Consider the following 24846-nt stretch of genomic DNA (forward strand, 5'->3'; position numbering starts at 1 on the left):
CTAGAGGCCGGCGAAAACGGCCAGCCAGTATGTGATGCCTGCCATGACATAGGCCGTGATGAACAAGTACGCCACCATGAAGGCGGGCCATTTCCAGCCGTTCGTTTCCCGGCGCGTCACCGCGATGGTCGAAATGCATTGCGGCGCGAAGACGAACCACATCAGGAAGGCGAGCGCGGTGGGCAGCGACCAGTTGCGCTTGAGCTTGTCGGTCATCGCCTTCTGCCCGCCCTCATGCTCGGTATCGTCGATCGCATAGACGGTGCCGATCGCCGCCACCGCCACCTCGCGCGCCGCCATGGCCGGGACGAGCGCCAGCGCGATGTCGCGGTTGAAGCCGATCGGGCGGACAGCCACCTCGATCCCGTTGGCGATGCGGCCCGCGATCGAATAATTGACCGGCGAGATTCCCGACCCCTCGGGCGGCTTGGGGAAGGACAGCAGCGCCCACAGGATGATGGTGGTCAGCGCGATGGTGGTCCCGGCGCGCTTCAGGAAGATCAGCGCGCGGCTCCACAGGCCCAGCACCACGTCGCGGATATGCGGCCACTGATATTTGGGCATCTCCATCATGAAGCCCGACGACGCCCCCTTGGTGACGGTGCGGCGGAGCAGCAGCGCGGCGACGAACGCGCCGACGATGCCCATGAGGTACAGACCCAGCAGCACCAGGCCCTGCAAGCCGACGAACGGCACCACCTGCCGGTCCGGAATGAACGCGCCGATGATGATGGTATAGACCGGCAGCCGCGCCGAACAGGTCATCAGCGGTGCGATCAGGATGGTGGTCAGCCGGTCCTTCTCGTCATCGATCGTCCGCGTCGCCATGATGCCGGGCACCGCGCAGGCGAAGGACGACAGCAGCGGGATGAAGGCGCGGCCCGACAGGCCCACCTGCGCCATCAACCGGTCCATCAGGAAGGCGGCGCGGACCATGTATCCGGTCGCCTCCAGGATCAGGATGAACAGGAACAGGATCAGGATCTGCGGCAGGAAGACGACGACCGCGCCGACACCCGCGATCAGGCCGTCGGTGATCAGGCTGCGGAACCAGCCTTCGGGCAGCAATAGCCCGGCCTGCATCTCCAGCCATTTGAATCCGGCCTCGATCCATTCGACCGGTGTCTGCGACCAGGCGAAGACCGCCTGGAACATGATGAAAAGCAGCCCGACCAGCAGGATCGGCCCCGCCACGGGATGCAGCGCGACCGAGTCGAGCATGTGGGTCCAGCGGCGGGTTGGCGTCTCCGCCACGGTCGCGGCGGACGCGATTTTCCGCGCGCGGCGTTGCAGCGTGACGATGTCGTCGATCTGGTCGGCGGTCGCGACGGGATGGGCGCGCTCCTGGCTGACCAGCCGGTCGACCTCGGCCTTCAGCGCGTCCAGGCCGCGACGGCGCACCGCGACCGTGGGGATGACCGTCACCCCCAGCTCGCGCGCCAGGATATCGGCATCGAGCGTCAGCCCGTCGCGCTCGGCCAGGTCGACCATGTTGAGCGCGACCACGACCGGCAGGCCGAGTGCGATGAGCTGGAGCGTGAAGCGCAGGTGATTGTCGAGATTGGCGGCGTCGACCACCACGACCAGCGCGTCGGGACGACGTTCGCCCGCCTGCGATCCCATCACGACGTTGCGCGTGACCTGTTCGTCCAGGCTGCCGGGGTCGAGGCTATAGGCGCCGGGCAGGTCGACCAGCTCGACCGGGCGACCATCCTCCAGCACCAGGCGGCCGGAATGCCGCTCGACGGTGACGCCGGGATAGTTGCCGACCTTCTGCCGCGCGCCGGTCAGGGCGTTGAACAGGGCGCTTTTGCCGGCATTGGGATTGCCGACGAGCGCGACCAGCGGTGCGGCGTTCATTATCCTCGGGTAAGCCTCAAGCGCCGGTCGCGACGCGGATCGAGGCCGCGACCCGGCGACGCAGCGCCACGGTCATGCGGCCGATCCGGCAGGCGATCGGGCCACCGCCCAGCGTCGCCCGGTGGAGCACCTCGACCCCCACACCCTCATCGAAGCCCAGTTCGCGAAGCCGACGCGCCTCGGGCACCGCGAGCTGCGCCCAGTCGATCGCGGCCACGGTCGCCGGTTGCCGCCGGGGAAGGGTTTCGAGACTGCTGAGCATCGCCATGCGGATTACATAACGCCGGTGCGATTGATTATCAATTACCCGTTGATGAAATGGGTGTCGGGTTTGCCTTTGGGGTGTGCATTTCGACTTCGCCCAGTGCGAACGGTGGTCGGTATCCAGCCCCATTCGCCCCCGCCCCGTTCAGCCCGAGCGACGTCGAAGGCCACGGGCGTTACACCGCCGGATAGCGCAACCGCCCCACGAATCGCGACAGGCTGGGCCTGTTCTCGCTTCGCTTGACCACCCCGGCCTTCCACTTCTCGAACCGCATGATCCCCTCGATCCGGCGGGCCAGGAAGGCGCGGGTGTCGGCGTGATCCTCGCTGTCGTCGTTGAGGAACGCCGCGATCGTCGCGGCATAGACCGCGAACAGCGTCGCGCGCTTGGTATAGTGGTTATAGTCCGTCGCGGTATCGCCCGCCTGAGCCCAGATCGCATCGACCGTCCGCCAGCCGAGCCGCGCAGCCGTCGCCGCGTTCTGCGGCATCGCCAGGATGGTCAGCGCCCGACGCAGCGCCTCGCGATTGGGGGCGACGGCGGCCAGTCGCGCCTCGACCAGCGCGGTGATGCGCTGGCGGATCTTCATCGCGGCGGCCTGTTCGGCGGGCACGGCCGCGACCATCGCCCGGTCGATCGCGGCGAACCAGGCGTCGATCATCGCAACCGCGCCGTCCTTGAAGGCGAGGCGCGCGATGTCGCGGTCGACCCCCGCCGCGTCCGCCGCCATGTCACGCGCATCGTCGCCCCAGCCGTCGAACGCGGCGTTGGACGCGATCCCGTCGGCCAGCAGCGCGCGCACCTCGTCGAGAGTCAGGTCCTGAACATCGGTCATCGCAGCCTCGCTCATATGCGTCTCTCGTCGTCCCTATCGTCCGGCCTGGCCACCGCCCTGGGCGAACCGCGCCGTACCAGCACCAGCGCGGTCGCGACCATCGCGACGCCCGCCAGATCGGGCAGCGCCAGTGTCTCGCCATAGACGATCCAGCCGATCGCCGTCGCCACCATCGGCTGGACCAGCAGCGCCAGCCCGACGACCAGCGGGCTGAGCAGCCCCAGCGCGTAGATCATCAACCCCTGGCCGATGATCTGGCTCCCCAGCGCCAGCAGGATCAGCGCGCTCCAATGGTCCGGCCACACCCGCTCGCCCAGCACAACGGCGAAGACGAACAGCGGCACGACGCTCGCCATGGTCGACCAGGCGAGCGCGGGGACCGGTGGCATGATGCTGCGCACGCGCGACATCAGGATGAAATAGACCGCGTAGAGGATGCCCGCCAACACGCACAGCAGATCACCGACCAGATGGCGCGGATCGACCTGATAGCTGCGCCCCATCAGAAGGCCCGCGCCCAGCGCCGCCAGGACCAGCGCGACCCCCTGCGTTCGCGAGGGCCAGGCACGCGCCACCAGGAAGCCGTAGAGCGGGAAGATGAAGGTCGCCGAATTGCCGAACAGCGTGGCGTTGGCCATGGTCGTCTGGCGGATGCCGATATGCCAGGTGCCGAGATCTCCGGCAAAGGCGATCCCGCCGACCAGCAGCAGCAGCCACAGCCCCGCCTGTCCCCGTCCCGGTGCACGCGGCCGCGCCGGGCCGAGCAGCGCGACCAGCGCGAGCACGGGGGCGGCGAGGGTGATCCGCCAGAAGGCCGACGCGACCGGCCCGGTATCCGCCATCCGCACCAGCAACGGCCCGAAGGCGAGCGCGACATTGGCCAGGATGACCGCGGCAAAGGCGATCGGGGGTGTCGCCGCCGCCGCGTCCGAAAGACGACCGCTTTCAGGCGATGCACTTTTTCTTGGGGGGCGCGACACGGGCATGGCCTCCCTTAACGCCCTATCTGCGTTGCGTCAGGCCAGAAAGGACCGCTTTTAGATGCCAAGCTTATTCGACCCGATCGACCTGGGCGCGATCCATGCGCCCAACCGTATCCTGATGGCGCCGCTGACCCGTGCGCGCGCCACCCGCGATGCGGTGCCGACGCCGATCATGGCGCAATATTACGCCCAGCGCGCTGGCGCGGGCCTCATCATTTCCGAAGCCACGGGCATCAGCCGCGAAGGTCTTGGCTGGCCCTATGCGCCGGGCCTGTGGACCGACGAGCAGGTCGAGGCCTGGAAACCGGTGACCGCCGCCGTGCACAAGGCGGGCGGTCGGATCGTCGCGCAGCTCTGGCACATGGGCCGCCAGGTGCACAGCTCGGTGACGGGCATGCAGCCGGTATCCTCCTCCGCCACCCGGACCGAGGGGCAGGCGCATACCTTCGAAGGCAAGCAGGATTTCGAGACCGCCCGTGCGCTCGAACTGTCCGAAATCCCGCGCCTTCTCGACGATTATGAGCTGGCGACGCGCAACGCGCTGGCCGCCGGGTTCGACGGGGTGCAGATCCATGCCGCCAACGGCTATCTGATCGACGAATTCCTGCGCGACGGCGCCAACCACCGCGCGGACGCCTATGGCGGCAGTCCCGAGAACCGCATCCGCCTGCTCCGCGAGATCACCGAGCGGGTGATCGCGGTCGCTGGCAAGGAGCGCGTCGCGGTACGCCTCTCGCCCAATGGCGACAGCCAGGGGGTGGATGACAGCGATCCCGCCTCGGTCTTCGTGCCCGCCGCGAAGATGCTGTCGGACCTGGGCATCGCCTTCCTCGAACTGCGCGAGATCGGGCCGGACGGCACCTATGGCCGCACCGACGTGCCCAAGCTGTCGCCGGAGATCCGCAAGGTGTTCCGGGGCCCGCTGATCCTCAACAGCGACTTCGACACGCGCGCCAAGGCGCAAGCCGCGATCGATTCGGGCGTGGCGGACGGTATCGCCTTCGGCCGGACCTTCCTCGCGAATCCGGACCTGCCCGAACGACTGCGCACCGATGCGCCGCTGAACCAGGGCGACATGAAGACCTGGTACAGCCAGGGGCCGGAGGGATATATCGACTATCCGACGCTCGACGAGCAGGCCCGCGCGGCGTGAGGAGGCGGGGGCGGGGGTTCCTCCCCGCCCTGGCCACCCCGGCGAAGGCCGGGGTGGTGTTTGTCGGAATCGGATGCCTCTTCCAACCTCCGTTCAGCCTGAGCGAACGGAGCTGCGGCTATTCGGCGCTATCCAACCCGTCGATAAAGCCGGTCAACCGATCACGCATCGTCTCGCGCACCTTGGGGTTGAGCAGCAGCATCGGCGCACCCCACAGGATCGGCAGGAAAGACCCAGCCAGCACCCAGATCACGACCAGCGCGACCAGTCCCGCGCCTGCGTAACGCAGTCTTTGCATGGCTCCGGCGTCCAGCGTCAGCGTGCGCGGACCCCTGGCATCGTACCAGCTGTCGGTCGTCCAGCGTCCACCGCCGTCGAAGCGCAGCTTTTCGGGCAACTGGAGCCCGGGCTTGCTCCTGTCCGCCGATACGGGACGGCGCGCGGGCGGTGTCTTGTCCGCCTGGGTATCGATCACCTCCAGCCGCCGACCCCGCTCGACGACGCGAAAGCGGGTGGGCGGCATGTCGGTCATGCGAGACTGCGTCCCCGGCGCGTGCGCCACTGGTCGGCGCCTTGGCCCCAGGCATCGAAATCCTCCGCCGAGGGCACCCGGAGGATCAGCCGCTCGGTCTGGAGGACGGGCGCTGTCACCCGAACCGGCCCTTCAGCGCCAGCATGGCAAGCGCCGCCTTGGCCGCCTCGCCGCCCTTGTTCTTCTCGTCCGGGCGGGCGCGGGTCAGCGCCTGCGCCTCATTCTCGGTGGTGATGATGCCGTTGCCGATGGGCAGACCGTCCATGGTCAGCGCCATCAGCCCGCGCGCGCTCTCGTTCGAGACGATTTCGAAGTGATAGGTCTCGCCGCGGATCACCACGCCGATCGCGACGAACGCGTCGTAGCGGCCCGAATCCGCCGCCATCGCGACCGCGCCGGGGATCTCCAGCGCGCCGGGGACGGTGATCGTCTCATGGCTGTGGCCCGCTTCCTCGATCGCGGCCCGCGCGCCCGCCAGCAGCAGGTCGTTCAGATGCTCGTAGAAACGCGCCTCGACGATCAACACATGCGCCATCAGGCGTCTCCCTCAAAATTCTCGATTCGACGTTCGCCGACGATCGACAGGCCGTAACCGTCGAGTCCGATCAGCGTGTGATGGGTGTTGGTCAAGAGCACCATGTCCTGCACTCCCAGTTCGGCCAGGATCATCGCGCCGACGCCGTAGTCGCGCAGTTCCTCCATATCGATCTGCACCTCCTCGCCCGCTTTCAGGCGGACGGCGGTGGTGAAGGCGTCGGTGCGCGGGCGGTTGATGACGACGATCACGCCCGAGCCTTCCTCAGCGATCATCCGCATCGACTTGGCGAGCAGCGCGCCGCGCGATCCCGCCTCGCCGAATACGTCGGCGAAGGGGGACAGGGCGTGCATCCTGACCAAAACCGGCTGCGTCGTGTCGAGCTTGCCCTTGACCAGCGCGACCTGCTCGGTGCCCGTCGCCTTGTTGCGATAGGCGCGCGCGGTCCAGGTGCCGCCCCATTCGCTCTCGAATGTGGCTTCGGACTGCAATTCGACCAGATGGTCGTAGCGGCGACGATAGGCGATCAGGTCGCGGATCGTGCCGATCTTGAGGTTGTGGAGCTGCGCGAAGGAGACGAGGTCGTCCATCCGCGCCATCGTCCCGTCCTCGTTCATGATCTCGCAGATCACGCCCGAGGGATTGAGGCCCGCGAGCCGCGCGACATCGACCGCCGCCTCGGTATGGCCCGCGCGCACCAGCACGCCGCCGTCGCGCGCGACCAGCGGGAAGACATGGCCCGGGGTCACCAGCGAATCGGCGCCGTGCGCCGAATCGATCGCGACGGCGATCGTCCGCGCGCGGTCGGCCGCCGAGATGCCCGTGGTCACGCCCTCCCTCGCCTCGATCGAGATGGTGAAGGCGGTTTCGTGCCGCGTCCCGTTCTTGGGGCTCATCAGCGGCAGCGCGAGTGTGTCGACCCGCTCGCGCGTCATGGCGAGGCAGATCAGCCCGCGCCCGTGCCGCGCCATGAAGTTCACCTTCTCCGGCGTCGCCATCTGGGCGGGAATGACCAGATCGCCCTCATTCTCCCGGTCCTCGTCATCGACCAGGATGAACATGCGGCCGTTGCGCGCCTCGTCGATGATCTCTTCGGGGCTGGACAGGAAACCGCGCCGCAGACCGGAAAGCGCGTTCGGATCAGCGGCCACGATAATGCTCCATGCGCTGCAGGTAACGGGCGAGCACGTCGATCTCGATATTGACGCGCTGGCCTTGGGCGATGCCGCCCAGCGTGGTGACGGCGGCGGTGTGGGGGATGATGTTCAGGCCGATGACGGTGCCGTCGATCGTGTCCTCCACGCTGTTGACGGTCAGCGATACGCCGTCGACCGTCACCGATCCCTTGGTCGCCATGAAGGGGGCGAGGTCGGTGGGCACGCTCACGAAGACGCGGTGCGACCCGCCTTCCTCCGCGACCGAGACGATGGTGCCGACGCCGTCGACATGGCCGGTGACGATATGCCCGCCCAGTTCGTCGCCAAGCTTCATCGCGCGTTCGAGGTTGAGCGGGCGGTCCCGATGCCACTGGTCGGCGGTACGCCCGATCGTCTCGGCCGAGACGTCGACCGCGAACCAGCCGGGCCCCTTCTCGACCACGGTCAGGCAGACGCCCGAACAGGCGATCGACGCGCCCAGGTCGATGGTGCCCGTGTCATAGGCGGTGGCGATGACGACTCGCGTGTCGCCGCGGGTTTCCACGGCGGTGACGGAGCCGATGTCGGTGACGATCCCGGTAAACATATCAGCCGCGCTCGTAGACCTCCAACCGGTCGCTGCCAAGCATCCGCGAATCGGTGCGTGTCCAGCGGCCATGCGCATCGGCGAGGCGGGTCAGGCCGATATCGCCCAGCGCCGCACGGCCCTCGCCGATCAATAGGGGCGCGCGGTAAAGCAGCAACCGGTCGACCAGATCGGCGGCGAGGAAGGCGGACGCGGTCTTCGCGCCGCCCTCGACCATCAACCTGTCGACGCCCGCCAGATCGGCGATCGCGACGGGGGAAGCGATGGTTTCCCAGTCCGGCTCGGCGGTCCGCGACAGAAGGATCCGGCGCGGGGAACGCCTTTCCAATCCGGGAAGGCGCACGTCCAGCCGGGGCGAGTCGGCCTCCAGCGTGCCGCGTCCGACCAGGATCGCTTCGTGGCGGCTGCGTTCCAGATGGGTATGCGCGCGCGCCTGGGGTCCGGTGATCCAGCGGCTTTCGCCATCGGGCCGCGCGATCCTGCCGTCGAGTGAGGTGGCGAGCTTGAGCGTGACGAAGGGACGATCCCTGGTCCGGCGGGTCAGGAAGCCCGCGATCATCGCGCGCGCCTCCGCCTGCCTCACGCCCGTCGTCACCGCGATTCCGGCGGCGCGGGTACGGGCGAAGCCGGTGCCGTCGGTGCGCGGATCGGGGTCACCCATCGCCGCCACGATCCGCGCCACCCCGGCGGCGATCAGCAGGTCGCTACAGGCGGGGCCGCGCGGCGAGACATGCGCGCACGGCTCCAGCGTGACATAGGCCGTCGCCCCGCGCGCCGCCTCGCCCGCCTGGGCCAGCGCCATCGCCTCGGCATGGGGGCGGCCACCGGCTTGCGTCCAGCCGCGCCCGACCACCCGGCCATCGCCGACGATCACGCAACCGACATTGGGATTGGGGGCGGTTCGCCCGACGCCGCGTTCCGCCAGCGCCAGCGCCGCACCCATCCAGCGATGATCGGTCAGAGGCCCCACTTGTCCAGCGCGTCGTCGACTCGTTTGAACTCGGCCTGGCGTTGCTCCTTGGCCGCCTTCTCCTCGGCCAGTCGCTCCTTCTTCTTCACGAAATCGATCTTCTGCTGCGCCCTGATCTCCGCATCGGTGCGGTCCGCGCGCCATTGTTCGACATAGATGATGTCGGGCTTGTACGGCACCGGCACATAGTCGTTGCGCGCGAAGGCGTAGATGAAGAAGCCCGTGATCCCCATGGCGATCACCAGGAAGACCAGCTCATAGGGCTGGCGCTGCGCGAGGAAGAAACGCAGGTCGCGGTACGCGCGAACGGGGGAGAAGCGGCCGAAGAACGACATGGAGGGGAAGATAGGAGGTGTCGGCTTGGGATGCCAGTGGGCATGGGGTTGGTCTCGGTGAGACTCCTTGCCCTCCCCCATCCCCTCCCGCCTGCGGGTGGGGCGTGCCAAGCGCTACCTGCGAGCGCCTCTGAAAGCGATCATCTTTCGGCTTATGCCAGACACCTGCAAAGCAACGCTCCCCTCCCGCAGGCGGGAGGGGATGGGGGAGGGAAAGCCCCAGGCAATGCCGCATCGAATAACACGAAAAAGGGCGGCCACCGAAGTGACCGCCCCAATCCTGTCCCGCGAAGGAAAGCGTCGGCGAATTACGCGACGGTCTTCATCTTCTCGGCGGCGACCGCGAAGCGGTTGCTCAGCGGCTGGGCGATCTCACCGGCCAGCTTCATCATGTGCTCGGTCGAGCGCGAGGTCTCGGCGACCATCGAGTCGAAGGCCGAGCGGGCGAAGTCCGACTGGAGCTTCATGAATTCGGTCGGCGACTTGACCGACGACAGCGTCTGCAGCGTCTGGGTCGCGGTCTCGAACGAGCGCTTGGCGTAATCCGCCGCGCCCTGGCCCAGCGTCTCGGCGCCCTTGGCAGCGATCTTCGACGATTCGACCATGGCTTCCAGATTGCCCTTGTTGAAGGCGATCATGTCTTCGAACAGCTTGCTGCTCTTTTCCATGGTGGCCTGGGTGCGGGCCTGCGCGTCGCCGAAAAAGGCCTGGGCCTTGGCGGTGGTATCCTGGGCGGCGTTTCCGATGGTGCTCGTGGCGTCCATGACAATTTCCTTGGGCTTTGAGTCCGCCGAAACCGCGGCGGTCGGGGAAGAAACTTCGGGTGCCTTGGCCACCGGGGTCGGCGCGGGAACCTCGACCGGCTTCGGCGCGGGCTTCGCGGCGGCGGCGACCGGCACCGGCTTGGGAGCGGCGGGCTTCGGCGCCTTGGCGACGGGCGCGGGCTCGACCGGCTTTGCGGGGCTCGGCGCGACGGGGGGCTTTTCGACGGCGGCCACGATCGCCTTGGCGGGCTGGCTCAGCGGCAGGCCCGGGCTGGCCGGAGCGGCGGCGGCGACCGGCTTGGCGGCGGGCGTGGGATCGGAGGGGAGACCGGGCAACGTCTTGGCGGCGACCGGCTTGGTCGTGCGACGCGGCTTGGCCGCCGACTTGGCGGCGGTAACGGTCGGCTTGGTCTTGTCCAACTGCGCTCTCCCGATTTGTTGCGCTGCACAATAGCGATTCGCGGAGGCTAAATCAAGCCTATTGTGCAGCGCAGCAAAACATGGATCAGCGTTGTCGGACGTACCGTCCCGGCGCGTCGTCGAGCGCGGGCAGCGCGCCCTGGCCGGGCACGCGCGCGCCGTCGGCCGCGACCGTCGCGGCGTCGCGGTCGCGCAGCCAGTCGGCCCAATCGGGCCACCAGCTACCCTTTGTTTCCCGCGCCCCGGCAACGAAGTCGGCCAGCGTCGCGGCGGGCTGGTCGTTGGTCCAATATTGATATTTTCCGGCCGCCGGCGGGTTCACGACCCCCGCGATATGCCCCGATCCCGCCAGCACGAAGCGCAACGGACCGGTAAAGGCCTCGGTAATTTTCCAAACGCTTTCGGGCGGCGCGATATGGTCCTCGCGCCCCGCCTGGACATAGGCGGGGGTCGCCACCTTGGTCAGGTCGAGCGCCACGTCGCCGATGGTCATCGCGCCGGGTGTCATCAACAGATTGTCGCGGTACAGGTCGGTCAGATAGGCGAGATGCCATTTGGCGGGCAGGTTGGTGACGTCGCCATTCCAGTGGAGCAGGTCGAACGGCACATAATCCCGCCCCAGCAGATAGTTGTTGGTAACGTAATTCCAGATCAGGTCGCGTCCGCGGAGCAGGTTGAAGGTCATCGCCAGATAGCGCCCGTCGAGAAATCCCTCGGGCGACAGCGCGCCGATCAGCTTCAACTGCTCGTCATCGACGAAATGCAGCAGCTCGCCCGCCTTCGAGAAATCGACCTGCGCGGTGAAGAAGGTGGCGCTGGCGACCTTGGCGGCGTCGCCCGTGGCCGACAGATAGGCAAGCGTCGCGGCGAGCGTCGTGCCCGCCACGCAATAGCCGACGGTGTGGACCGACGGGACGCCGAGCAGATCGCGCACCGTGTCGATCGCATCGACCTGGGCGGCGACGTAATCGTCCCACATCACGTCCTTCATCGTCGCGTCGGCGGATTTCCACGACACCATGAAGACGCTGAACCCCTGGTCGACCAGCCATTTGATCAGGCTTTTCTCGGGCGCCAGGTCGAGGATGTAGAAACGGTTGATCCAGGGCGGGAAGATCACGATCGGCACCGCCGCCACCTGCTCGGTGGTCGGCGCGTACTGGATCAGTTCGTACAGATAGTTGCGCTTCACCACCTTGCCCGGCGTCGCGGCCAGATTGCGCCCGACCTCGAATGCGCGCGAATCGCTATGGGTGAGCTGGCCGCGCCCCAGATCGGCCATCATGTTCTGGAGGCCCTTGAGGAGATTCTCGCCGCGCGTCTCGACGATCTTGTCGAGCACTTCCGGATTGGTCGCGGGGAAGTTGGTCGGGCTCATCGCGTCGACAAAGGCTTGCGCGGCGAAGCGGAGCTGCTCCTTCTGCTTGGGGTCCACCCCCTCGAGCGCGTCGACGCCGCGCAGCATATGGTCGGAGACGACCTGATAGCTTTGCCGGATCCAGTCGAAGAGCGGCGACTGCCACTGCTCGGCCTTGAACCGGCGGTCTGGCTTGGGCGCGGGGCTGGGTTCGGCGGAGGGATCGACGAAGCGCTGCCACAGCTTCATCGAATCGGACCAGAAGTCGCGAACGCGGCCCATCGTGGCGGGGTCGTTGAAGCCCGGCACCACCGGCACGCCGTCGGGCGGGGGCGACAGCGCGGCCTCCATCAACATCTGTTGCGCGCGGCCCATCACCCAGGTCCAGTGCTGCAATTCCTCCAGCGTCGGCAGGGTGCCGGTGGAATTCGGGGCGTTCGTCTGGCCGGGGGTCATCCGCATCCTCTCGTTCGTCGCGCGCCCTGTTGGCGTCAGGATATTGCGTCATCATGTCGGGTCGCGTCGGGAAACGAAAGACGCTAAGGTCCGGGTCCCAAATCGTTACACAGAGGGACCCATGTCCGAAGAGTTCTACCGCATCAAGCGCCTGCCGCCCTATGTCATCGCCGAAGTCAACGCGATGCGGGCGGCGGCGCGCGCGGGCGGCGAGGACATCATCGATCTGGGCATGGGCAATCCCGACCTGCCGCCGCCCGACCATGTCCTCGACAAGCTGGTCGAGGTCGCGAAGAAGCCCGATGCGCACGGCTATTCGCAGTCCAAGGGCATTCCGGGCCTGCGCCGCGCCCAGGCCAATTATTATGGCCGCCGCTTCGGCGTCGACCTCGATCCCGAGACCGAGGTGGTCGTGACCATGGGGTCGAAGGAAGGGCTGGCGAGCCTCGCGACCGCGATCACCGCGCCGGGCGACGTGATCCTGGCGCCCAATCCCTCCTATCCGATCCACACCTTCGGCTTCATCATCGCGGGCGCGACGATCCGCGCGGTGCCGACGACGCCGGACGAGGCCTATTTCGAGAGCCTGGAGCGGGCGATGCACTTCACCGTGCCGCGCCCCTCGGTGCTGGTGGTCAATTATCCGTCGAACCCGACCGCCGAGACGGTGGACCTGGCCTTCTACGAACGGCTGGTGGCCTTTGCGAAGAAGCATGAGCTGTGGGTGCTGAGCGACCTCGCCTATTCCGAGCTGTATTACGACGGCAACCCGACGCCCTCGATCCTGCAGGTCAAGGGCGGCAAGGACGTCGCGGTCGAGTTCACCTCGCTGTCCAAGACCTATTCCATGGCGGGCTGGCGGATCGGCTTCGCGGTCGGCAACAGACGCCTGATCGCGGCGATGACGCGGGTGAAATCGTATCTCGATTACGGCGCCTTCACGCCGATCCAGGCGGCGGCGTGCGCCGCGCTCAACGGGCCGCAGGACATCGTCGAGAAGAACCGCCAGCTCTATCACAAGCGCCGCGACGTGCTGGTCGAGAGCTTCGGCCGCGCCGGATGGGATATTCCCAGCCCCAAGGCGTCGATGTTCGCCTGGGCGCCGCTGCCCCCGGCGCTCGCGCATCTCGGCAGCCTGGAATTTTCCAAGCAGTTGCTGACCGAAGCCAAGGTCGCGGTCGCACCCGGTGTCGGGTACGGCGAGAATGGCGAGGGTTTTGTCCGCATCGCCATGGTCGAGAACGAACAGCGACTCCGCCAGGCGGCGCGCAATATCAAGCGCTACCTCCAGTCGATGGGCGTCAACACACCGGGTTCCGCCAAGGCGGTGTGACGGCCCCTGATGTCGTCCTCCCTCTCCCCTGGACGGGGGGAGGGGGAGGAGTCGGTACTCATGCCGCCCGCGCGGGGTCGTGTCGGGCATGGTGCGCGCGTTTGATGTCGTACATCGCCGCATCCGCTTCCTCGATCAGGCGGTCCAGTCGGCCCCTGACCACACCCTGCGCGAGCCCGATGCTGAGCGAGGGCGGGCACGGACCGTCGACCAGTGCCGCGACCGCACGATCGAACCGGTCGGACAGCCGCTTGGCGATGGCGCGGGCGGTCACCTCGTCCCGGCCGGGCAAGACGCAGAGGAATTCGTCGCCGCCGATCCGGACCAGTGTCCCGCGTGCGCCGATCTCGCATTGCGCCAGGTCGGACAGCAGGCGCAGCACCGTGTCCCCCGCCGCATGTCCATGCCCGTCGTTCAGCGCCTTGAAGCGGTCGATATCGATCAGCAACAGCGTCACCGGACCGTGCAGCGTCGGCGCCATCCGCTGCAACCCGAACCGATTCAGCGCGCCGGTCAGGCAGTCGCGACTCGCCTGTTCGGACAGCGCGCGCTGGACGCGTTCGGCATCGATCAGCAGCAGCGCGAGATGGCTGAGCGACACCAGGATGATCGCGATGCCGACGCTCCAGTCGGCGGTCGCCTGTGCCACGCTGTCCCAGACGGGATCGTGCCAGGCCACCATTTGCAGCGCGGTTCGCGTACAGAAGAGCGGCACCGAGGCGGCGAACAGCACGCCCATGACCCAGGCGGTCCGCACATTCTCGGTCCGGGCGATCTGGATCAGCATCCACGCGGCGGTGAAATTGAACAGGGTTCGCGTGCCGCCCATCAACATGACCGACAGGCGGGCGTCGCGGTCGCCGAACAGGACGAACGGTATGGTCAGCGCCAGCATCGCCGCCAGCCCGAACAGGATCAGAGGCGGGGGGCGTCGTCGCGCGAAGATCGACAGGGCATGGATGCACAGGCACAGCCCGACCAGCAGCAGACCATCGGTGATCCGCTCGAGCACCGAAAGCCGCGTGCCGTCGAAGCACAGGCCCGCAGCGTTGGTCACGCCGATCAGGATCTTGCCGCACCCCCACCAGATCGGCCAGCGCCCGGACTCGCGACTGGTGATGCCGGGAAAGAAATGCAGCAGGCCGGAGAGGACGCTGCCGAGTGCGGCCACCACCTGAAGGCTGGCGATATCGAGTGACATGGTTGCGGTCCCGGCGGTCTTCTCGGCCCCTCAGACCGTTTTAACCTCATAATATGATATACGTTACAAAAACATTGCTAGTTTAACCAGCGGTGCATCGGCCCCAGCCGACATGGCGATCATGGTCGCCCGATCGCGTCTGGAGGATTGATAAGGGCTACCGCTACCCGCTACGGCGGACCCGATCCCGCCAACGGGCCGGACCGCCCCCGTTCGGGTGGTCGAAGCGGCCGACGGAGTGAAGAGTGAGCAACGAAGTCGAACATATGCGCGAGCACCTTCTCGCCGCCATCGCCGCGGCGCCCGCGCTGGACGCGCTGGAGACGGTGCGCGTCGATGCGCTGGGCAAGCAGGGCCGCATCACCCAGCTGCTCAAGACGCTCGGCAAGATGAGCCCCGAGGAACGCCAGGTCGAGGGGCCGCGCATCCATGGTCTGCGCGAGGCCGTCACCGACGCGCTCGCCACGCGCAAGGCGGGGCTGGAACAGGCGGCGCTCGATGCGCGGCTGTCGTCCGAACGGCTGGACATGACCCTGCCGGTCGACACCAGCGGCTTCGGCACCGTCCATCCGGTGTCGCAGGTGATGGACGAGCTGGCCGAGATCTTCGCCGACCTGGGCTTCGCGGTCGCGACGGGCCCGGAGGTGGAGACCGACTGGCACAATTTCACCGCGCTCAACATTCCGGAGACGCATCCGGCGCGCGCCATGCACGACACCTTCTATCTGGCGGGGGTCGAGGCGGGCGGCGACGAGCGTACCGTGCGCCGCGTGCTGCGCACCCACACCTCGCCGGTGCAGATCCGCACCATGCTGGACAGCAAGCCGCCGATCCGCATCATCGCGCCGGGCCGCACCTATCGCTCCGACTCGGACGCGACCCACACGCCGATGTTCCACCAGGTCGAGGGGCTGGTGATCGACAAGGGCATCACGCTCGGCCACCTCAAATGGACGCTGGAAACCTTCCTCAAGGCGTTCTTCGAGCGTGACGATATCGTCCTGCGCCTGCGCCCCAGCTATTTCCCGTTCACCGAACCCTCGGCCGAGGTCGATGTCGGCTACACCATCGAGAAGGGCAAGCGCGTCATCGGCGGCTCCGGTGGTGGCTGGATGGAAGTGCTGGGCTCCGGCATGGTCCACCCGAAGGTCATCGAGGCGTGCGGGCTCGATCCGAACGAGTGGCAGGGCTTCGCCTTCGGCTGCGGCATCGATCGCCTCGCCATGCTGAAATACGGGATGGACGATCTGCGGGCCTTCTTCGACGGCGATATCCGCTGGTTGAAGCATTACGGGTTCGCGAGCCTCGACGTACCCACGCTGTCGGGAGGAGTCGGCGCATGAAGTTCACGCTGGGCTGGCTGAAGAGCCATCTGGACACCGACGCCTCGCTCGAGACCATCGTCGAGGGGCTGACCCGTATCGGCCTGGAGGTCGAGGGCGTCCACAATCCGGGCGAGGCTTTGGCCTCGTTCCGCGTCGCGCGCATCCTGTCGGCCGAGCGGCATCCGCAGGCGGACAAGCTGCAGGTGCTGTCGGTCGATGCAGGCGACGGGCCCATGCAGGTCGTGTGCGGCGCGCCCAATGCCCGCGCGGGGCTGGTCGGCGTGTTCGGCGCGCCGGGGGCCTATGTCCCCGGCCTCGACGTGACGCTGAAGGTCGCGGCCATTCGCGGCGTCGAGTCGAACGGCATGATGTGCTCGGCGCGCGAGTTGCAGATCGGCGAGGGGCATGACGGCATCATCGAACTGCCCGAGGATGCGGCCATCGGCACGTCCTTCCCCGATTATGCCGGGCTCAATGATCCGGTCATCGACGTGTCGATCACGCCCAACCGCCAGGACTGCATGGGCGTCCACGGCATCGCGCGCGATCTCGCCGCCGCCGGGCTGGGTACGCTGATCGCGCCGACCGTGCCGCAGGTGACGGGCGAGGGGGCTGGTCCCGATGTGCGCATCGAGGACGCCGAGGGTTGCCCGGCCTTCTACGCGCAAGAGGTATCGGGCCTGACCAATGGCGAGGCCCCCGAATGGATGCGCCAGCGGCTGACCGCGATCGGGCAGAAGCCGATCTCGGCCCTGGTCGACATCACCAATTACATGACGGTCGATCTCGGCCGTCCCCTGCACGTCTATGACAAGGCGAAGCTGTCGGGCGGTCTGGTCGCGCGCAAGGCCCGCGACGGCGAGACGGTCGAGGCGCTGAACGGCAAGACCTATACCCTGTCCGAGGGCATGACCGTCATCGCCGACGATGCGGGCGTGCACGATATCGGCGGCATCATGGGCGGCGAGCATTCGGGCGTGTCGGAGACGACCACCGACGTCATCATCGAATGCGCGTATTTCGCGCCCGAGGCGATCGCGCGCGCCGGGCAGAAGCTTGGCCTGACCTCCGACGCGCGGCAGCGGTTCGAGCGCGGGGTGGACCCGGCCTTCCTGGACGACGGGCTCGCCATCGCGACCTTCCTCGTCCAGCATATCTGCGGCGGCAGGGCGAGCGGCGTCACGCGGGCCGGTGAGCCGCCGGTGACGGCCAAGACCATCGGTTACGACCCCAGCCTCGCCGAAACGCTGGGTGGCCTGGCCATCGAGCCCGCGCGGCAGAAGGCGATCCTCGAATCGCTGGGCTTTACCGTGACCGCCGAATGGCAGGTCACGGCGCCGAGCTGGCGTCGTGACGTGGACGGCCCCGCCGATCTGGTCGAGGAAGTGATCCGCATCGAGGGGATCGACCATGTTCCCCCGGTCGCGCTCCCCCGCGCCCCCGGCGTCGCGCGTCCCACCGCCACGCCGCAGCAGAAGCTGGAGCGCCGCGCCCGCCGCGCCGCCGCCGCGCGCGGCCTGGACGAGGCGGTGACGTGGAGCTTCATCAGCGAGGCGCAGGCCGCGCCCTTCGGGGGCGGGGCCTTCACGCTGGCCAACCCGATCAGCGAGGATCTGAAGGTCATGCGCCCGTCGCTGCTCCCCGGCCTGCTCGCCGCGACCGAGCGCAATATCAAGCGTGGCGCAGCCACCGTGCGCCTGTTCGAGATCGGCCGCCGCTATCTGGAAGAGGCGGAGCGGCCGACCCTGGGCGTGGTGCTGGCGGGCGACAAGTCGGCCCGCAACTGGCGCTCGGGCAAGGCGCAAGGCTATGACGCCTATGACGCCAAGGCCGAGGCGATCGCATTGCTGGCCCAGGCCGGTGCCCCGGTGGATAACCTGCAGGTGATGGGTGAGGCGGGCGACGCCTGGCATCCCGGCCAGTCGGGTACGCTGCGCCTCGGGCCGAAGACGGTGCTGGCGGCGTTCGGCATGGTCCACCCCTCGGTGCTCAAGGCGTTCGACCTTGACGGCGCGGTGGCGGCGGTCGAGCTCTATCTCGACGCCATCCCGCCCAAGCGGGCGAGCGGGTTCATGCGGCCCGCCTACACGCCCCCGGCGCTGCAGTCGGTCCGCCGCGACTTCGCCTTCCTGGTGCCCGACACGCTGGCGGCCGACATGCTGATCCGCGCTGTCCGGGGTGCCGACAAGGCGGCGATCACCGCCGCGCGCGTCTTCGACGTGTTCGCCGGGCAGGGCGTGCCGGAGGGCCACAAGTCGGTCGCGGTCGAAGTCCTGCTGCAACCGGCGCAGAAGAGCTTCACCGACGAGGAACTCAAGGCCATCGCCGACAGGATCGTCGCCGCGGCCGCCAAACAGGGAGCGCAACTCCGTGGCTGACGAAGAAAGCTGGATCCGTATCGGCAACGACCATCTGTCGGCGGCGATCAACCCGTTCGGGGCGGAGCTGTCCTCGCTGAAGGATGCCCAGGGGCGCGAGCTGATGACCAATGCCGACCCGGCCTTCTGGACCGGTCGCGCACCCTTGCTGTTCCCGGTGATCGGCGTGACCCGCGACGGCATCCGCCTGAACGGTCGGCATTATCCGATGGCCAAGCATGGTTTCGCGCGCCACTCGATGTTCGAACTGGTGACGCACGAAGACACCCGCGCGGTCTTCTCGCTGGGCGACAGCGAGGCGACGCGGACCTCCTACCCCTTCGCCTTCCGGCTGGAGGCGGAGTTCCGGCTGGAGGAGACGACGCTGGTGATGGAAATCCGCGTCCTCAACCGGGGCGAGGTGCCGATGCCCGCCAGCTTCGGTTTCCACCCCGCCTTCGCCTGGCCGCTGCCCTACGGGAAGGCGCGGAGCGATCATCGTATCGTGTTCGAAACGGACGAGCCGTCCAGGCTGCGCGTGATCGCCCCCGATGGCCTGATCGCGGACGCGCGCCGCGACAGCCTGCTCGACGGCCGCACGCTGCACCTGGCGGACGATCTCTTCACCAACGACGCGCTGGTGTGGGACCCGGTCGAGAGCCGCAGCGTGACCTATGGCGCGGACGGCGCGCCGCAACTGCGCATCGCTTTCCCCGATACCGACAAGCTGGGCATCTGGACCAAGCCGGGCGCGGCCTATGTCTGTGTCGAGCCCTGGCACGGCATCGCCGATCCGGAAGGGTTCGACGGCGAGTTCACCGACAAGCCCGGCGTGTTCATCGTTCCGGTCGGCGGTGAGAAGGTCATGCAGATGACGGTGACGCTGGCGGGGTAGGGACACGCTCTCCTGTATCGTACCACCCCGGCCTATATCGTACCACCCCGGCGCAGGCCGGGGTCCAGGTGCTGCGAACTTTGAGATCGAGACCGTTGTGCGCGCCACGAGCCTCTTGGCACCTGGACCCCGGCCTCCGCCGGGGTAGAGCGCATGTATGACGTGCGGCATCAATGGTCGCTCGCAATCCGGGGCCTGTCTTGTGCCACAATTTGCTGTAACAGGCGCAGCATCTCGGGCGCCCGGACGCGCCATTTCCCTATTCGACAGAGCCGCCCATGACTTCCCCCCGCCGTACCTTCGCGATCATCTCGCACCCTGACGCCGGCAAGACGACGCTGACCGAGAAGCTGCTCTATTTCGGCGGCGCGATCCATCTGGCGGGTGAGGTCAAGGCGCGGGGCCAGAACCGGCGCGCGCGGTCCGACTGGATGAAGATCGAGCAGCAGCGCGGCATCTCGGTCACGTCCTCGGTGATGACGTTCGAAAAGGACGGCGTGACCTTCAACCTGCTCGACACGCCGGGCCACGAGGATTTCTCGGAGGATACCTATCGCACGCTGACCGCCGTCGACTCGGCCGTCATGGTTATCGACGCGGCGCGCGGGATCGAGGCGCAGACGCGCAAATTGTTCGAGGTGTGCCGCCTGCGCTCGGTGCCGATCATCACCTTCGTCAACAAGGTCGACCGCGAAGGCCGCCCCGCGTTCGAGCTGCTCGACGAGATCGCCGACATTTTGGCGCTCGACGTGGCGCCGATGAGCTGGCCGGTCGGCATGGGCGGGTTGTTCGAGGGCGTGCTCGACCTGACCACGGGCAGGGTCAGCCGTCCCGAAGGCGACAGCCGCGCCTTCCACGGCAAGATCGACGATGCGCCGACCCTGCCGCCCGAGGTCGCCGAGGAGGTGGAGCTGGCGCAGGCGGGCTATGCGCAGTTCGATGCGGAGGCCTATCGCAACGGCGACCTGACGCCGGTCTATTTCGGATCGGCGCTGAAGGATTTCGGGGTCGCCGAGCTGATCGACGCGCTCAGCCGTCACGCGCCGCCACCCCGCCCGCAGCCTGCCGAGCCCGCACCCGTGTCGCCTGAGAACAAGGAAGTCACCGGCTTCGTGTTCAAGGTGCAGGCGAACATGGACCCGCAGCACCGCGACCGCATCGCGTTCATGCGGCTGTGTTCGGGCACCTTCAAACGCGGCATGAAGCTGACGCCGACGGGCCATGGCAAGCCGATCGCGGTCCACTCGCCGATCCTCTTCTTCGCGCAGAATCGCGAAGTCGCCGACGAGGCGTTTCCGGGCGACATCATCGGCATCCCGAACCATGGCACGTTGCGGGTGGGCGATACGCTATCGGAGCGGGCGGATGTGCGCTTCACCGGCCTGCCCAATTTCGCGCCCGAAATCCTGCGCCGCGTCGCGCTCAAGGACCCGACCAAGACCAAGCAGTTGCGCAAGGCCCTGGACGACATGGCCGAGGAAGGGGTGACGCAGGTCTTCTACCCGGAGATCGGCTCGAACTGGATCATCGGCGTCGTGGGGCAGCTCCAGCTCGACGTGTTGCTGTCGCGGCTGGATGCGGAATATAAGGTCGCCGCCGGGCTGGAGCCCGCGCCGTTCGACACCGCGCGCTGGATCGCGGCGGACGATCCCGCCGACCTGAAGGCGTTCATGGACCTGAACCGCGCGGCCATGGCCAAGGACCGCGACGACAACCCCGTCTTCCTTGCCAAGAGCGCCTGGGAAGTCGGCTATGTCGCCGATCGCTATCCCAAGGTCCGCTTCCTCGCCACGCGTGAGCGATAGGACGGAACCGCAGCCCGGTGTCGCGGCTTGATGGCGGATGACCGAACAGGGACCCGCCATGGACCGCGCCAGGATCGAACAGATTTTCGAGGCCAATGAGAAGCTGATCCGCCGTCGCGCGCTGAAGGCGGGGGCGAAGGCGCTGACCATCGGGACGGAGAGCCTGGCCGAGACGATCGACCGGATCGGCGATGCCTATGGCCTGACCGGCGCGCAGCGACGCCAGCTCGAACCGGGGGCGTCGATCGAGGCGCAGGAGATCGCCGCGAAGCTCAAGGGTTTCGTCGGCCCCGCCGCGATCCTGGGCGACCTGCGCGGCGGATCGGGCATCTTGTCGCAGGCGCGGGCGGCGGGCAAGCTGGCCAAGACCGCACGGCGGATCGGCAAGGGTGGCTTGGCGGCGGGCCGGATCGCGGCACGCGGCGGCCGTGCGGCGCGCGCGGTCCCCTGGGCGGCGCTGGGCGTCGCGGCCTGGGGTGTCGGCAATGGCGGCTGGTTCTGGTGGCGCGCCCACGCCTATAATCGGGCTTGCCGGGATCTGCTGCTGGGTCTGCCGGGCGAGGTGGTTCAGCACGCCTGAGGTTGGGGCGTGGCCTTCGGCCTTGCGCACGCTGAACGGAGGTGGGGAGTGAGACCGGGTTCTGAACCCCGCTCAGGGTGAACGTTGGCGCTCCGCGCCGACATAGAAGGCCACACCGAAACGCTAGGACCGATCGACATTCAGCTTATTCTCCCCTCTCCCCTGGACAGGGGAGAAGGTTAGCGAAGCTTGCCAGCGTGCTGGCTAGCGCAGCTTGGGTGAGGGGTTGAGCGAGCCTTCGGCTCGCGCGCTCTTCGAGCGCATCACCCCTCACCCAGCTCCGACTAAGCCTTCGCTACGCAAAGACCAAGTCTGCGCAACCCTCTCCCCTCCACTATGGGCGAGGGAAGGACAGGCATCGTTGAATGTCGATCGGCCCTAGCGCCGCTCCGCCCGGTCATCCCAGGCCAGCGCCTCGACCAGCGAATCGCGAATGTTGCGCAGCATCGTCGCGGGATCGTCCTTCGCGCGCGCTTCGGTCTCGAACAGTTGCTGTACGCCGCGCACGGTATAGCCCTGCTGGTTGAGCAGATGATCGATACGGCGGATCAGGGTGAGGTCGTCGACCCGGTAATAGCGGCGATTGCCCGCCCTTTGCACCGGGCGGAGCTGGGGAAACCGGCTTTCCCAGTAGCGCAGGACATGCTGCGCCACCCCGGTTTCGCGCGACACCTCGCCGATGGTGCGCAGCGCACCATCGGCCTTGCCGCCCTCGGGAGGGGGTGTGGGTCTATCCCGCCGCGACAATACGATCGCGCATCATCTGGCTCGCGCGAAAGGTCAGGACGCGGCGGGGTGCGATCGGCACCTCGATCCCGGTCTTGGGATTGCGGCCGATCCGCTCACCCTTGTCACGCAGCACGAAGGTGCCGAAGCCCGAAATCTTGACATTCTCGCCGCGCGACAACGCTTCGCACATCTCGACAAGAATCTGCTCCACGACATCGGCCGAATCGGAGCGGGAAAGTCCCACTTCCTGATGCAGCGATTCGGCCAGGTCGGCACGGGTCAAGGTTCCAGCTTTGGTCATTTCCATCCCCCAATGGTGTGTAAGCAGGCAATTAACACATCGCCTATTGGGACCGAAAGGGATTTATCTTAGTTAATGAAAATCGATTGTTCAGAAGCGGATCACCGCGGCGCCCCAGGTGAAGCCACCGCCCATCGCCTCCAGAACGATCAGATCATCTTGCCGGATGCGACCGTCGCGAACCGCGGTGTCGAGCGCCAGAGGAACCGACGCCGCCGAGGTATTCGCATGCTGGTCGACCGTCACGATGACTTTCTCGGACGGCAGGCTCAGCTTGCGCGCGGTGGCGTCCAGGATGCGGGCATTGGCCTGGTGCGGCACGACCCAGTCGACATCGTCCGAGGTGAAGCCCGCCAGGCCCAAAGCCTCTTCCATGACCTGCGCCAGGTTGACGACGGCGTGGCGGAAGACTTCGCGGCCCTTCATCCGAAGCTTGCCGACCGTGCCCGTGGTCGAAGGACCGCCATCGACATAGAGCAGCCCGTTATGGCGCCCGTCGGCGTGCAGCCTGGTGGCCAGGATGCCGCGACCGTCCGCATCGTCGCTCTCGCGCGCCTCCAGCACCATCGCGCCGGCCCCGTCGCCGAACAGGACGCAGGTGGTGCGGTCCTCCCAATCGAGGATGCGGCTGAAAGTCTCGGCGCCGATCACCAGCGCGCGACGCTGCACTCCGCTGCGCAGCATCGCATCGGCGACCTGCACCGCATAAAGAAAGCCCGAGCAGACGGCGGCGACGTCGAAAGCGACGCAGTCGTCGATGCCCAGCATCGTCTGGACCTTGGTCGCGGTCGCGGGAAAGGTCTGGTCCGGCGTGGCGGTCGCCAGCACGATCAGGTCGATATCCTGCGCCGACAGTCCGGCCGCCGCGATCGCCGCCTTGGCGGCATCGGCGGCCAGGGTCGCGGTCGTCTCCTCGGGCCCGGCGATGTGGCGAAAGCGGATGCCGGTGCGCTCGACGATCCACTCGTCGGACGTGTCGACCTCCTGCGCCAGTTCCTCGTTCGACACCCGCCGGGTTGGAAGCGCCGAACCCGTACCCGTGACGATCGAACGAATCATGCCGCATCCTCGAAATTCAAGAGATCCTCGGCGATACGCCGGGTCAGGTCGGCGCGCACCATCTTGGCCGCATTGCCGATCGCGGTGGCGACACCGAGTTCGGTGGCGCCGCCATGGCTCTTCACCACCACGCCGTTCAGGCCCAGGAAGACCGCGCCGTTGTGGTTATTGGGGTCGAGGTGGTCGCGCAGAAGCTGTGTGGCGGGGCGCGAGATCAGGAAGCCGATCTTCGACCGGGTCGAGGAGCGGAAGGCGCGCTTGAGCAGATCGCCGACGAAGCGCGCGGTGCCCTCCGCCGTCTTGAGCGCGATATTGCCCGCGAAACCGTCGCACACGATCACGTCGACATGGCCCTGGGCAAGCTGGTTGCCCTCGACGAAGCCGGTGAAGTTGAGCGGCAGGTGGTTCTGTCCGCGCAGCACGGCGGCCGCATCGCGGATCTCGTCGGTGCCCTTCTGGTCCTCGGATCCGATATTGAGCAGCGCCACGCGCGGATTGTCGAGCTCGAGCAGGATGCGGGCATAGGCCGCGCCCATGACGGCGAACTGGACGAGGTTGCGCGCATCGCACTCGGTATTGGCGCCGAGGTCGAGCATGACGACGTCATTGTCGCCCAGCGTGGGGAGCGGCGCGGCGAGCGCGGGCCGGTCGATGCCGGGCAGGGTGCGAAGCGACAGCTTGGCCATCGCCATCAGCGCGCCGGTATTGCCCGACGACACGGCGGCGGCGGCGCGGCCACGCTTCACCAGATCGATGGCGATGCCCATCGATGTCGTGCGGGCGCGCCGTATCGCCTGGCTCGGCTTCTCGTTTGAGCCGACCACTTCGGGCGCGTGCACGATTTCGGACGCGGCGGACAGATTGGGATGGGTCTTCAACCCCTCCGCAATCTGCGCCTCGTCCCCGACCAGCAGGAAGCGCATGCCCTCGAAGCGGCGTCGCGCTCTGGCGACGCCGGCAAGCATCACAGCCAACCCGTCGTCGCCGCCCATCGCATCGACGGCGATCCAGGCGTTATCGGCCATGCGTTCCTCTGACGGTCATTCCGGTGAC

At 67.5% G+C, this 24846-nt stretch carries 25 protein-coding genes; 7 read left to right on the plus strand and 18 right to left on the minus strand.

Annotation, left to right across the window (positions count from 1 at the left end):
• The 4 genes from feoB to LRP66_RS12025 form a co-directional block, all read right to left on the minus strand.
• Complete coding sequence (gene feoB, locus LRP66_RS12010) at nt 1-1860, minus strand: ferrous iron transporter B (RefSeq protein WP_230482832.1); 1860 nt, start codon at nt 1858-1860, stop codon at nt 1-3.
• Between the two features lie 16 nt (nt 1861-1876).
• Nucleotides 1877-2128 carry a FeoA family protein gene (locus LRP66_RS12015; RefSeq protein WP_373461701.1) on the minus strand — a complete coding sequence of 84 codons (252 nt, stop codon included), beginning with the start codon at nt 2126-2128 and terminating at the stop codon, nt 1877-1879.
• Nucleotides 2129-2300: 172 nt separating this feature from the next.
• Nucleotides 2301-2960, minus strand: a complete 660-nt coding sequence (locus LRP66_RS12020) for a COQ9 family protein (RefSeq protein WP_230482833.1) — start codon at nt 2958-2960, stop codon at nt 2301-2303.
• 11 nt (nt 2961-2971) lie between these two features.
• Nucleotides 2972-3946 carry a DMT family transporter gene (locus LRP66_RS12025; RefSeq protein WP_230482834.1) on the minus strand — a complete coding sequence of 325 codons (975 nt, stop codon included), beginning with the start codon at nt 3944-3946 and terminating at the stop codon, nt 2972-2974.
• A gap of 55 nt (nt 3947-4001) precedes the next feature.
• Here LRP66_RS12025 and LRP66_RS12030 point away from each other — a divergent pair, with 55 nt between their 5' ends.
• Nucleotides 4002-5096, plus strand: a complete 1095-nt coding sequence (locus tag LRP66_RS12030; protein ID WP_230482835.1) for an alkene reductase — start codon at nt 4002-4004, stop codon at nt 5094-5096.
• 118 nt (nt 5097-5214) lie between these two features.
• Here the strand turns inward: LRP66_RS12030 and LRP66_RS12035 are convergent, their stop codons facing one another.
• The 9 genes from LRP66_RS12035 to LRP66_RS12070 all read right to left on the minus strand — a co-directional run bounded on the left by LRP66_RS12035 (nt 5215) and on the right by LRP66_RS12070 (nt 12214).
• Nucleotides 5215-5628 carry a hypothetical protein gene (locus tag LRP66_RS12035; protein ID WP_230482836.1) on the minus strand — a complete coding sequence of 138 codons (414 nt, stop codon included), beginning with the start codon at nt 5626-5628 and terminating at the stop codon, nt 5215-5217.
• Nucleotides 5625-5747 carry a hypothetical protein gene (locus tag LRP66_RS18275; protein WP_268992458.1) on the minus strand — a complete coding sequence of 41 codons (123 nt, stop codon included), beginning with the start codon at nt 5745-5747 and terminating at the stop codon, nt 5625-5627. Before LRP66_RS18275 ends, LRP66_RS12035 begins: the two co-directional genes overlap by 4 nt.
• Nucleotides 5744-6163, minus strand: a complete 420-nt coding sequence (ribH, locus tag LRP66_RS12040; RefSeq protein WP_230482837.1) for a 6,7-dimethyl-8-ribityllumazine synthase — start codon at nt 6161-6163, stop codon at nt 5744-5746. Before ribH ends, LRP66_RS18275 begins: the two co-directional genes overlap by 4 nt.
• The gene (ribB, locus tag LRP66_RS12045; RefSeq protein ID WP_230482838.1) at nt 6163-7314 is read right to left on the minus strand and encodes a 3,4-dihydroxy-2-butanone-4-phosphate synthase; all 1152 of its coding nucleotides are present in this window, start codon (nt 7312-7314) and stop codon (nt 6163-6165) included. Before ribB ends, ribH begins: the two co-directional genes overlap by 1 nt.
• A complete protein-coding gene (locus tag LRP66_RS12050) occupies nt 7304-7906 on the minus strand; it encodes a riboflavin synthase (protein ID WP_230482839.1) in 603 nt (200 codons plus the stop codon). The genes ribB and LRP66_RS12050 overlap by 11 nt, the downstream gene beginning before the upstream one ends.
• Before the next feature lies 1 nt (nt 7907).
• On the minus strand, nt 7908-8849 hold the full coding sequence (ribD, locus tag LRP66_RS12055) for a bifunctional diaminohydroxyphosphoribosylaminopyrimidine deaminase/5-amino-6-(5-phosphoribosylamino)uracil reductase RibD (protein ID WP_230482865.1): 942 nt from the start codon (nt 8847-8849) through the stop codon (nt 7908-7910).
• Nucleotides 8850-8863: 14 nt separating this feature from the next.
• Nucleotides 8864-9211, minus strand: a complete 348-nt coding sequence (locus tag LRP66_RS12060) for a hypothetical protein (RefSeq protein ID WP_230482840.1) — start codon at nt 9209-9211, stop codon at nt 8864-8866.
• 308 nt (nt 9212-9519) lie between these two features.
• Nucleotides 9520-10395, minus strand: a complete 876-nt coding sequence (locus tag LRP66_RS12065) for a phasin family protein (protein ID WP_230482841.1) — start codon at nt 10393-10395, stop codon at nt 9520-9522.
• Between the two features lie 85 nt (nt 10396-10480).
• Nucleotides 10481-12214, minus strand: a complete 1734-nt coding sequence (locus LRP66_RS12070) for a PHA/PHB synthase family protein (RefSeq protein WP_443026694.1) — start codon at nt 12212-12214, stop codon at nt 10481-10483.
• 115 nt (nt 12215-12329) lie between these two features.
• Here LRP66_RS12070 and LRP66_RS12075 point away from each other — a divergent pair, with 115 nt between their 5' ends.
• Complete coding sequence (locus tag LRP66_RS12075; RefSeq protein ID WP_230482842.1) at nt 12330-13541, plus strand: LL-diaminopimelate aminotransferase; 1212 nt, start codon at nt 12330-12332, stop codon at nt 13539-13541.
• A 58-nt stretch (nt 13542-13599) separates the two neighbouring features.
• Here the strand turns inward: LRP66_RS12075 and LRP66_RS12080 are convergent, their stop codons facing one another.
• Nucleotides 13600-14742 (minus strand): GGDEF domain-containing protein, encoded by a 1143-nt coding sequence (locus LRP66_RS12080; RefSeq protein WP_230482843.1) that lies wholly within the window; start codon nt 14740-14742, stop codon nt 13600-13602.
• 266 nt (nt 14743-15008) lie between these two features.
• Here LRP66_RS12080 and pheS point away from each other — a divergent pair, with 266 nt between their 5' ends.
• The 5 genes from pheS (at nt 15009) to LRP66_RS12105 (ending at nt 21704) form a co-directional block, all read left to right on the plus strand.
• The gene (gene pheS, locus LRP66_RS12085) at nt 15009-16085 is read left to right on the plus strand and encodes a phenylalanine--tRNA ligase subunit alpha (RefSeq protein ID WP_230482867.1); all 1077 of its coding nucleotides are present in this window, start codon (nt 15009-15011) and stop codon (nt 16083-16085) included.
• Nucleotides 16082-18445 carry a phenylalanine--tRNA ligase subunit beta gene (gene pheT / locus LRP66_RS12090; protein WP_230482844.1) on the plus strand — a complete coding sequence of 788 codons (2364 nt, stop codon included), beginning with the start codon at nt 16082-16084 and terminating at the stop codon, nt 18443-18445. Before pheS ends, pheT begins: the two co-directional genes overlap by 4 nt.
• Nucleotides 18438-19319 (plus strand): aldose 1-epimerase family protein, encoded by an 882-nt coding sequence (locus LRP66_RS12095; protein WP_230482845.1) that lies wholly within the window; start codon nt 18438-18440, stop codon nt 19317-19319. The genes pheT and LRP66_RS12095 overlap by 8 nt, the downstream gene beginning before the upstream one ends.
• Nucleotides 19320-19597: 278 nt before the next feature.
• Nucleotides 19598-21124 (plus strand): peptide chain release factor 3, encoded by a 1527-nt coding sequence (locus LRP66_RS12100; protein WP_230482846.1) that lies wholly within the window; start codon nt 19598-19600, stop codon nt 21122-21124.
• A gap of 37 nt (nt 21125-21161) precedes the next feature.
• A complete protein-coding gene (locus LRP66_RS12105) occupies nt 21162-21704 on the plus strand; it encodes a hypothetical protein (protein ID WP_230482847.1) in 543 nt (180 codons plus the stop codon).
• Between the two features lie 378 nt (nt 21705-22082).
• Here LRP66_RS12105 and LRP66_RS12110 read toward each other — a convergent pair whose 3' ends face one another.
• The 4 genes from LRP66_RS12110 to plsX all read right to left on the minus strand — a co-directional run bounded on the left by LRP66_RS12110 (nt 22083) and on the right by plsX (nt 24818).
• The gene (locus LRP66_RS12110; RefSeq protein ID WP_230482848.1) at nt 22083-22451 is read right to left on the minus strand and encodes a MerR family transcriptional regulator; all 369 of its coding nucleotides are present in this window, start codon (nt 22449-22451) and stop codon (nt 22083-22085) included.
• The gene (locus tag LRP66_RS12115) at nt 22435-22734 is read right to left on the minus strand and encodes an integration host factor subunit alpha (protein ID WP_230482849.1); all 300 of its coding nucleotides are present in this window, start codon (nt 22732-22734) and stop codon (nt 22435-22437) included. Before LRP66_RS12115 ends, LRP66_RS12110 begins: the two co-directional genes overlap by 17 nt.
• Before the next feature lie 90 nt (nt 22735-22824).
• A complete protein-coding gene (locus LRP66_RS12120) occupies nt 22825-23793 on the minus strand; it encodes a beta-ketoacyl-ACP synthase III (RefSeq protein ID WP_230482850.1) in 969 nt (322 codons plus the stop codon).
• On the minus strand, nt 23790-24818 hold the full coding sequence (plsX, locus tag LRP66_RS12125; RefSeq protein ID WP_230482851.1) for a phosphate acyltransferase PlsX: 1029 nt from the start codon (nt 24816-24818) through the stop codon (nt 23790-23792). Before plsX ends, LRP66_RS12120 begins: the two co-directional genes overlap by 4 nt.
• Between the last annotated feature and the right edge of the window lie 28 nt (nt 24819-24846).

The organism is Sphingomonas sp. Leaf21 (assembly GCF_916858675.1).
In the GTDB taxonomy this organism is placed as follows: Bacteria; Pseudomonadota; Alphaproteobacteria; order Sphingomonadales; family Sphingomonadaceae; genus Sphingomonas.

What these genes read in the sequence shown, in the direction of transcription:
- feoB (WP_230482832.1), bottom strand. Translation starts at nt 1,860, where the DNA reads ATGAACGCCGCACCGCTGGTCGCGCTCGTCGGCAATCCCAATGCCGGC.
- LRP66_RS12015 (WP_373461701.1), bottom strand. Translation starts at nt 2,128, where the DNA reads ATGGCGATGCTCAGCAGTCTCGAAACCCTTCCCCGGCGGCAACCGGCG.
- LRP66_RS12020 (WP_230482833.1), bottom strand. Translation starts at nt 2,960, where the DNA reads ATGACCGATGTTCAGGACCTGACTCTCGACGAGGTGCGCGCGCTGCTG.
- LRP66_RS12025 (WP_230482834.1), bottom strand. Translation starts at nt 3,946, where the DNA reads ATGCCCGTGTCGCGCCCCCCAAGAAAAAGTGCATCGCCTGAAAGCGGT.
- LRP66_RS12030 (WP_230482835.1), top strand. Translation starts at nt 4,002, where the DNA reads ATGCCAAGCTTATTCGACCCGATCGACCTGGGCGCGATCCATGCGCCC.
- LRP66_RS12035 (WP_230482836.1), bottom strand. Translation starts at nt 5,628, where the DNA reads ATGACCGACATGCCGCCCACCCGCTTTCGCGTCGTCGAGCGGGGTCGG.
- ribH (WP_230482837.1), bottom strand. Translation starts at nt 6,163, where the DNA reads ATGGCGCATGTGTTGATCGTCGAGGCGCGTTTCTACGAGCATCTGAAC.
- LRP66_RS12050 (WP_230482839.1), bottom strand. Translation starts at nt 7,906, where the DNA reads ATGTTTACCGGGATCGTCACCGACATCGGCTCCGTCACCGCCGTGGAA.
- ribD (WP_230482865.1), bottom strand. Translation starts at nt 8,849, where the DNA reads ATGGGTGCGGCGCTGGCGCTGGCGGAACGCGGCGTCGGGCGAACCGCC.
- LRP66_RS12060 (WP_230482840.1), bottom strand. Translation starts at nt 9,211, where the DNA reads ATGTCGTTCTTCGGCCGCTTCTCCCCCGTTCGCGCGTACCGCGACCTG.
- LRP66_RS12070 (WP_443026694.1), bottom strand. Translation starts at nt 12,214, where the DNA reads ATGCGGATGACCCCCGGCCAGACGAACGCCCCGAATTCCACCGGCACC.
- LRP66_RS12075 (WP_230482842.1), top strand. Translation starts at nt 12,330, where the DNA reads ATGTCCGAAGAGTTCTACCGCATCAAGCGCCTGCCGCCCTATGTCATC.
- LRP66_RS12080 (WP_230482843.1), bottom strand. Translation starts at nt 14,742, where the DNA reads ATGTCACTCGATATCGCCAGCCTTCAGGTGGTGGCCGCACTCGGCAGC.
- pheS (WP_230482867.1), top strand. Translation starts at nt 15,009, where the DNA reads ATGCGCGAGCACCTTCTCGCCGCCATCGCCGCGGCGCCCGCGCTGGAC.
- pheT (WP_230482844.1), top strand. Translation starts at nt 16,082, where the DNA reads ATGAAGTTCACGCTGGGCTGGCTGAAGAGCCATCTGGACACCGACGCC.
- LRP66_RS12100 (WP_230482846.1), top strand. Translation starts at nt 19,598, where the DNA reads ATGACTTCCCCCCGCCGTACCTTCGCGATCATCTCGCACCCTGACGCC.
- LRP66_RS12105 (WP_230482847.1), top strand. Translation starts at nt 21,162, where the DNA reads ATGACCGAACAGGGACCCGCCATGGACCGCGCCAGGATCGAACAGATT.
- LRP66_RS12115 (WP_230482849.1), bottom strand. Translation starts at nt 22,734, where the DNA reads ATGACCAAAGCTGGAACCTTGACCCGTGCCGACCTGGCCGAATCGCTG.
- LRP66_RS12120 (WP_230482850.1), bottom strand. Translation starts at nt 23,793, where the DNA reads ATGATTCGTTCGATCGTCACGGGTACGGGTTCGGCGCTTCCAACCCGG.
- plsX (WP_230482851.1), bottom strand. Translation starts at nt 24,818, where the DNA reads ATGGCCGATAACGCCTGGATCGCCGTCGATGCGATGGGCGGCGACGAC.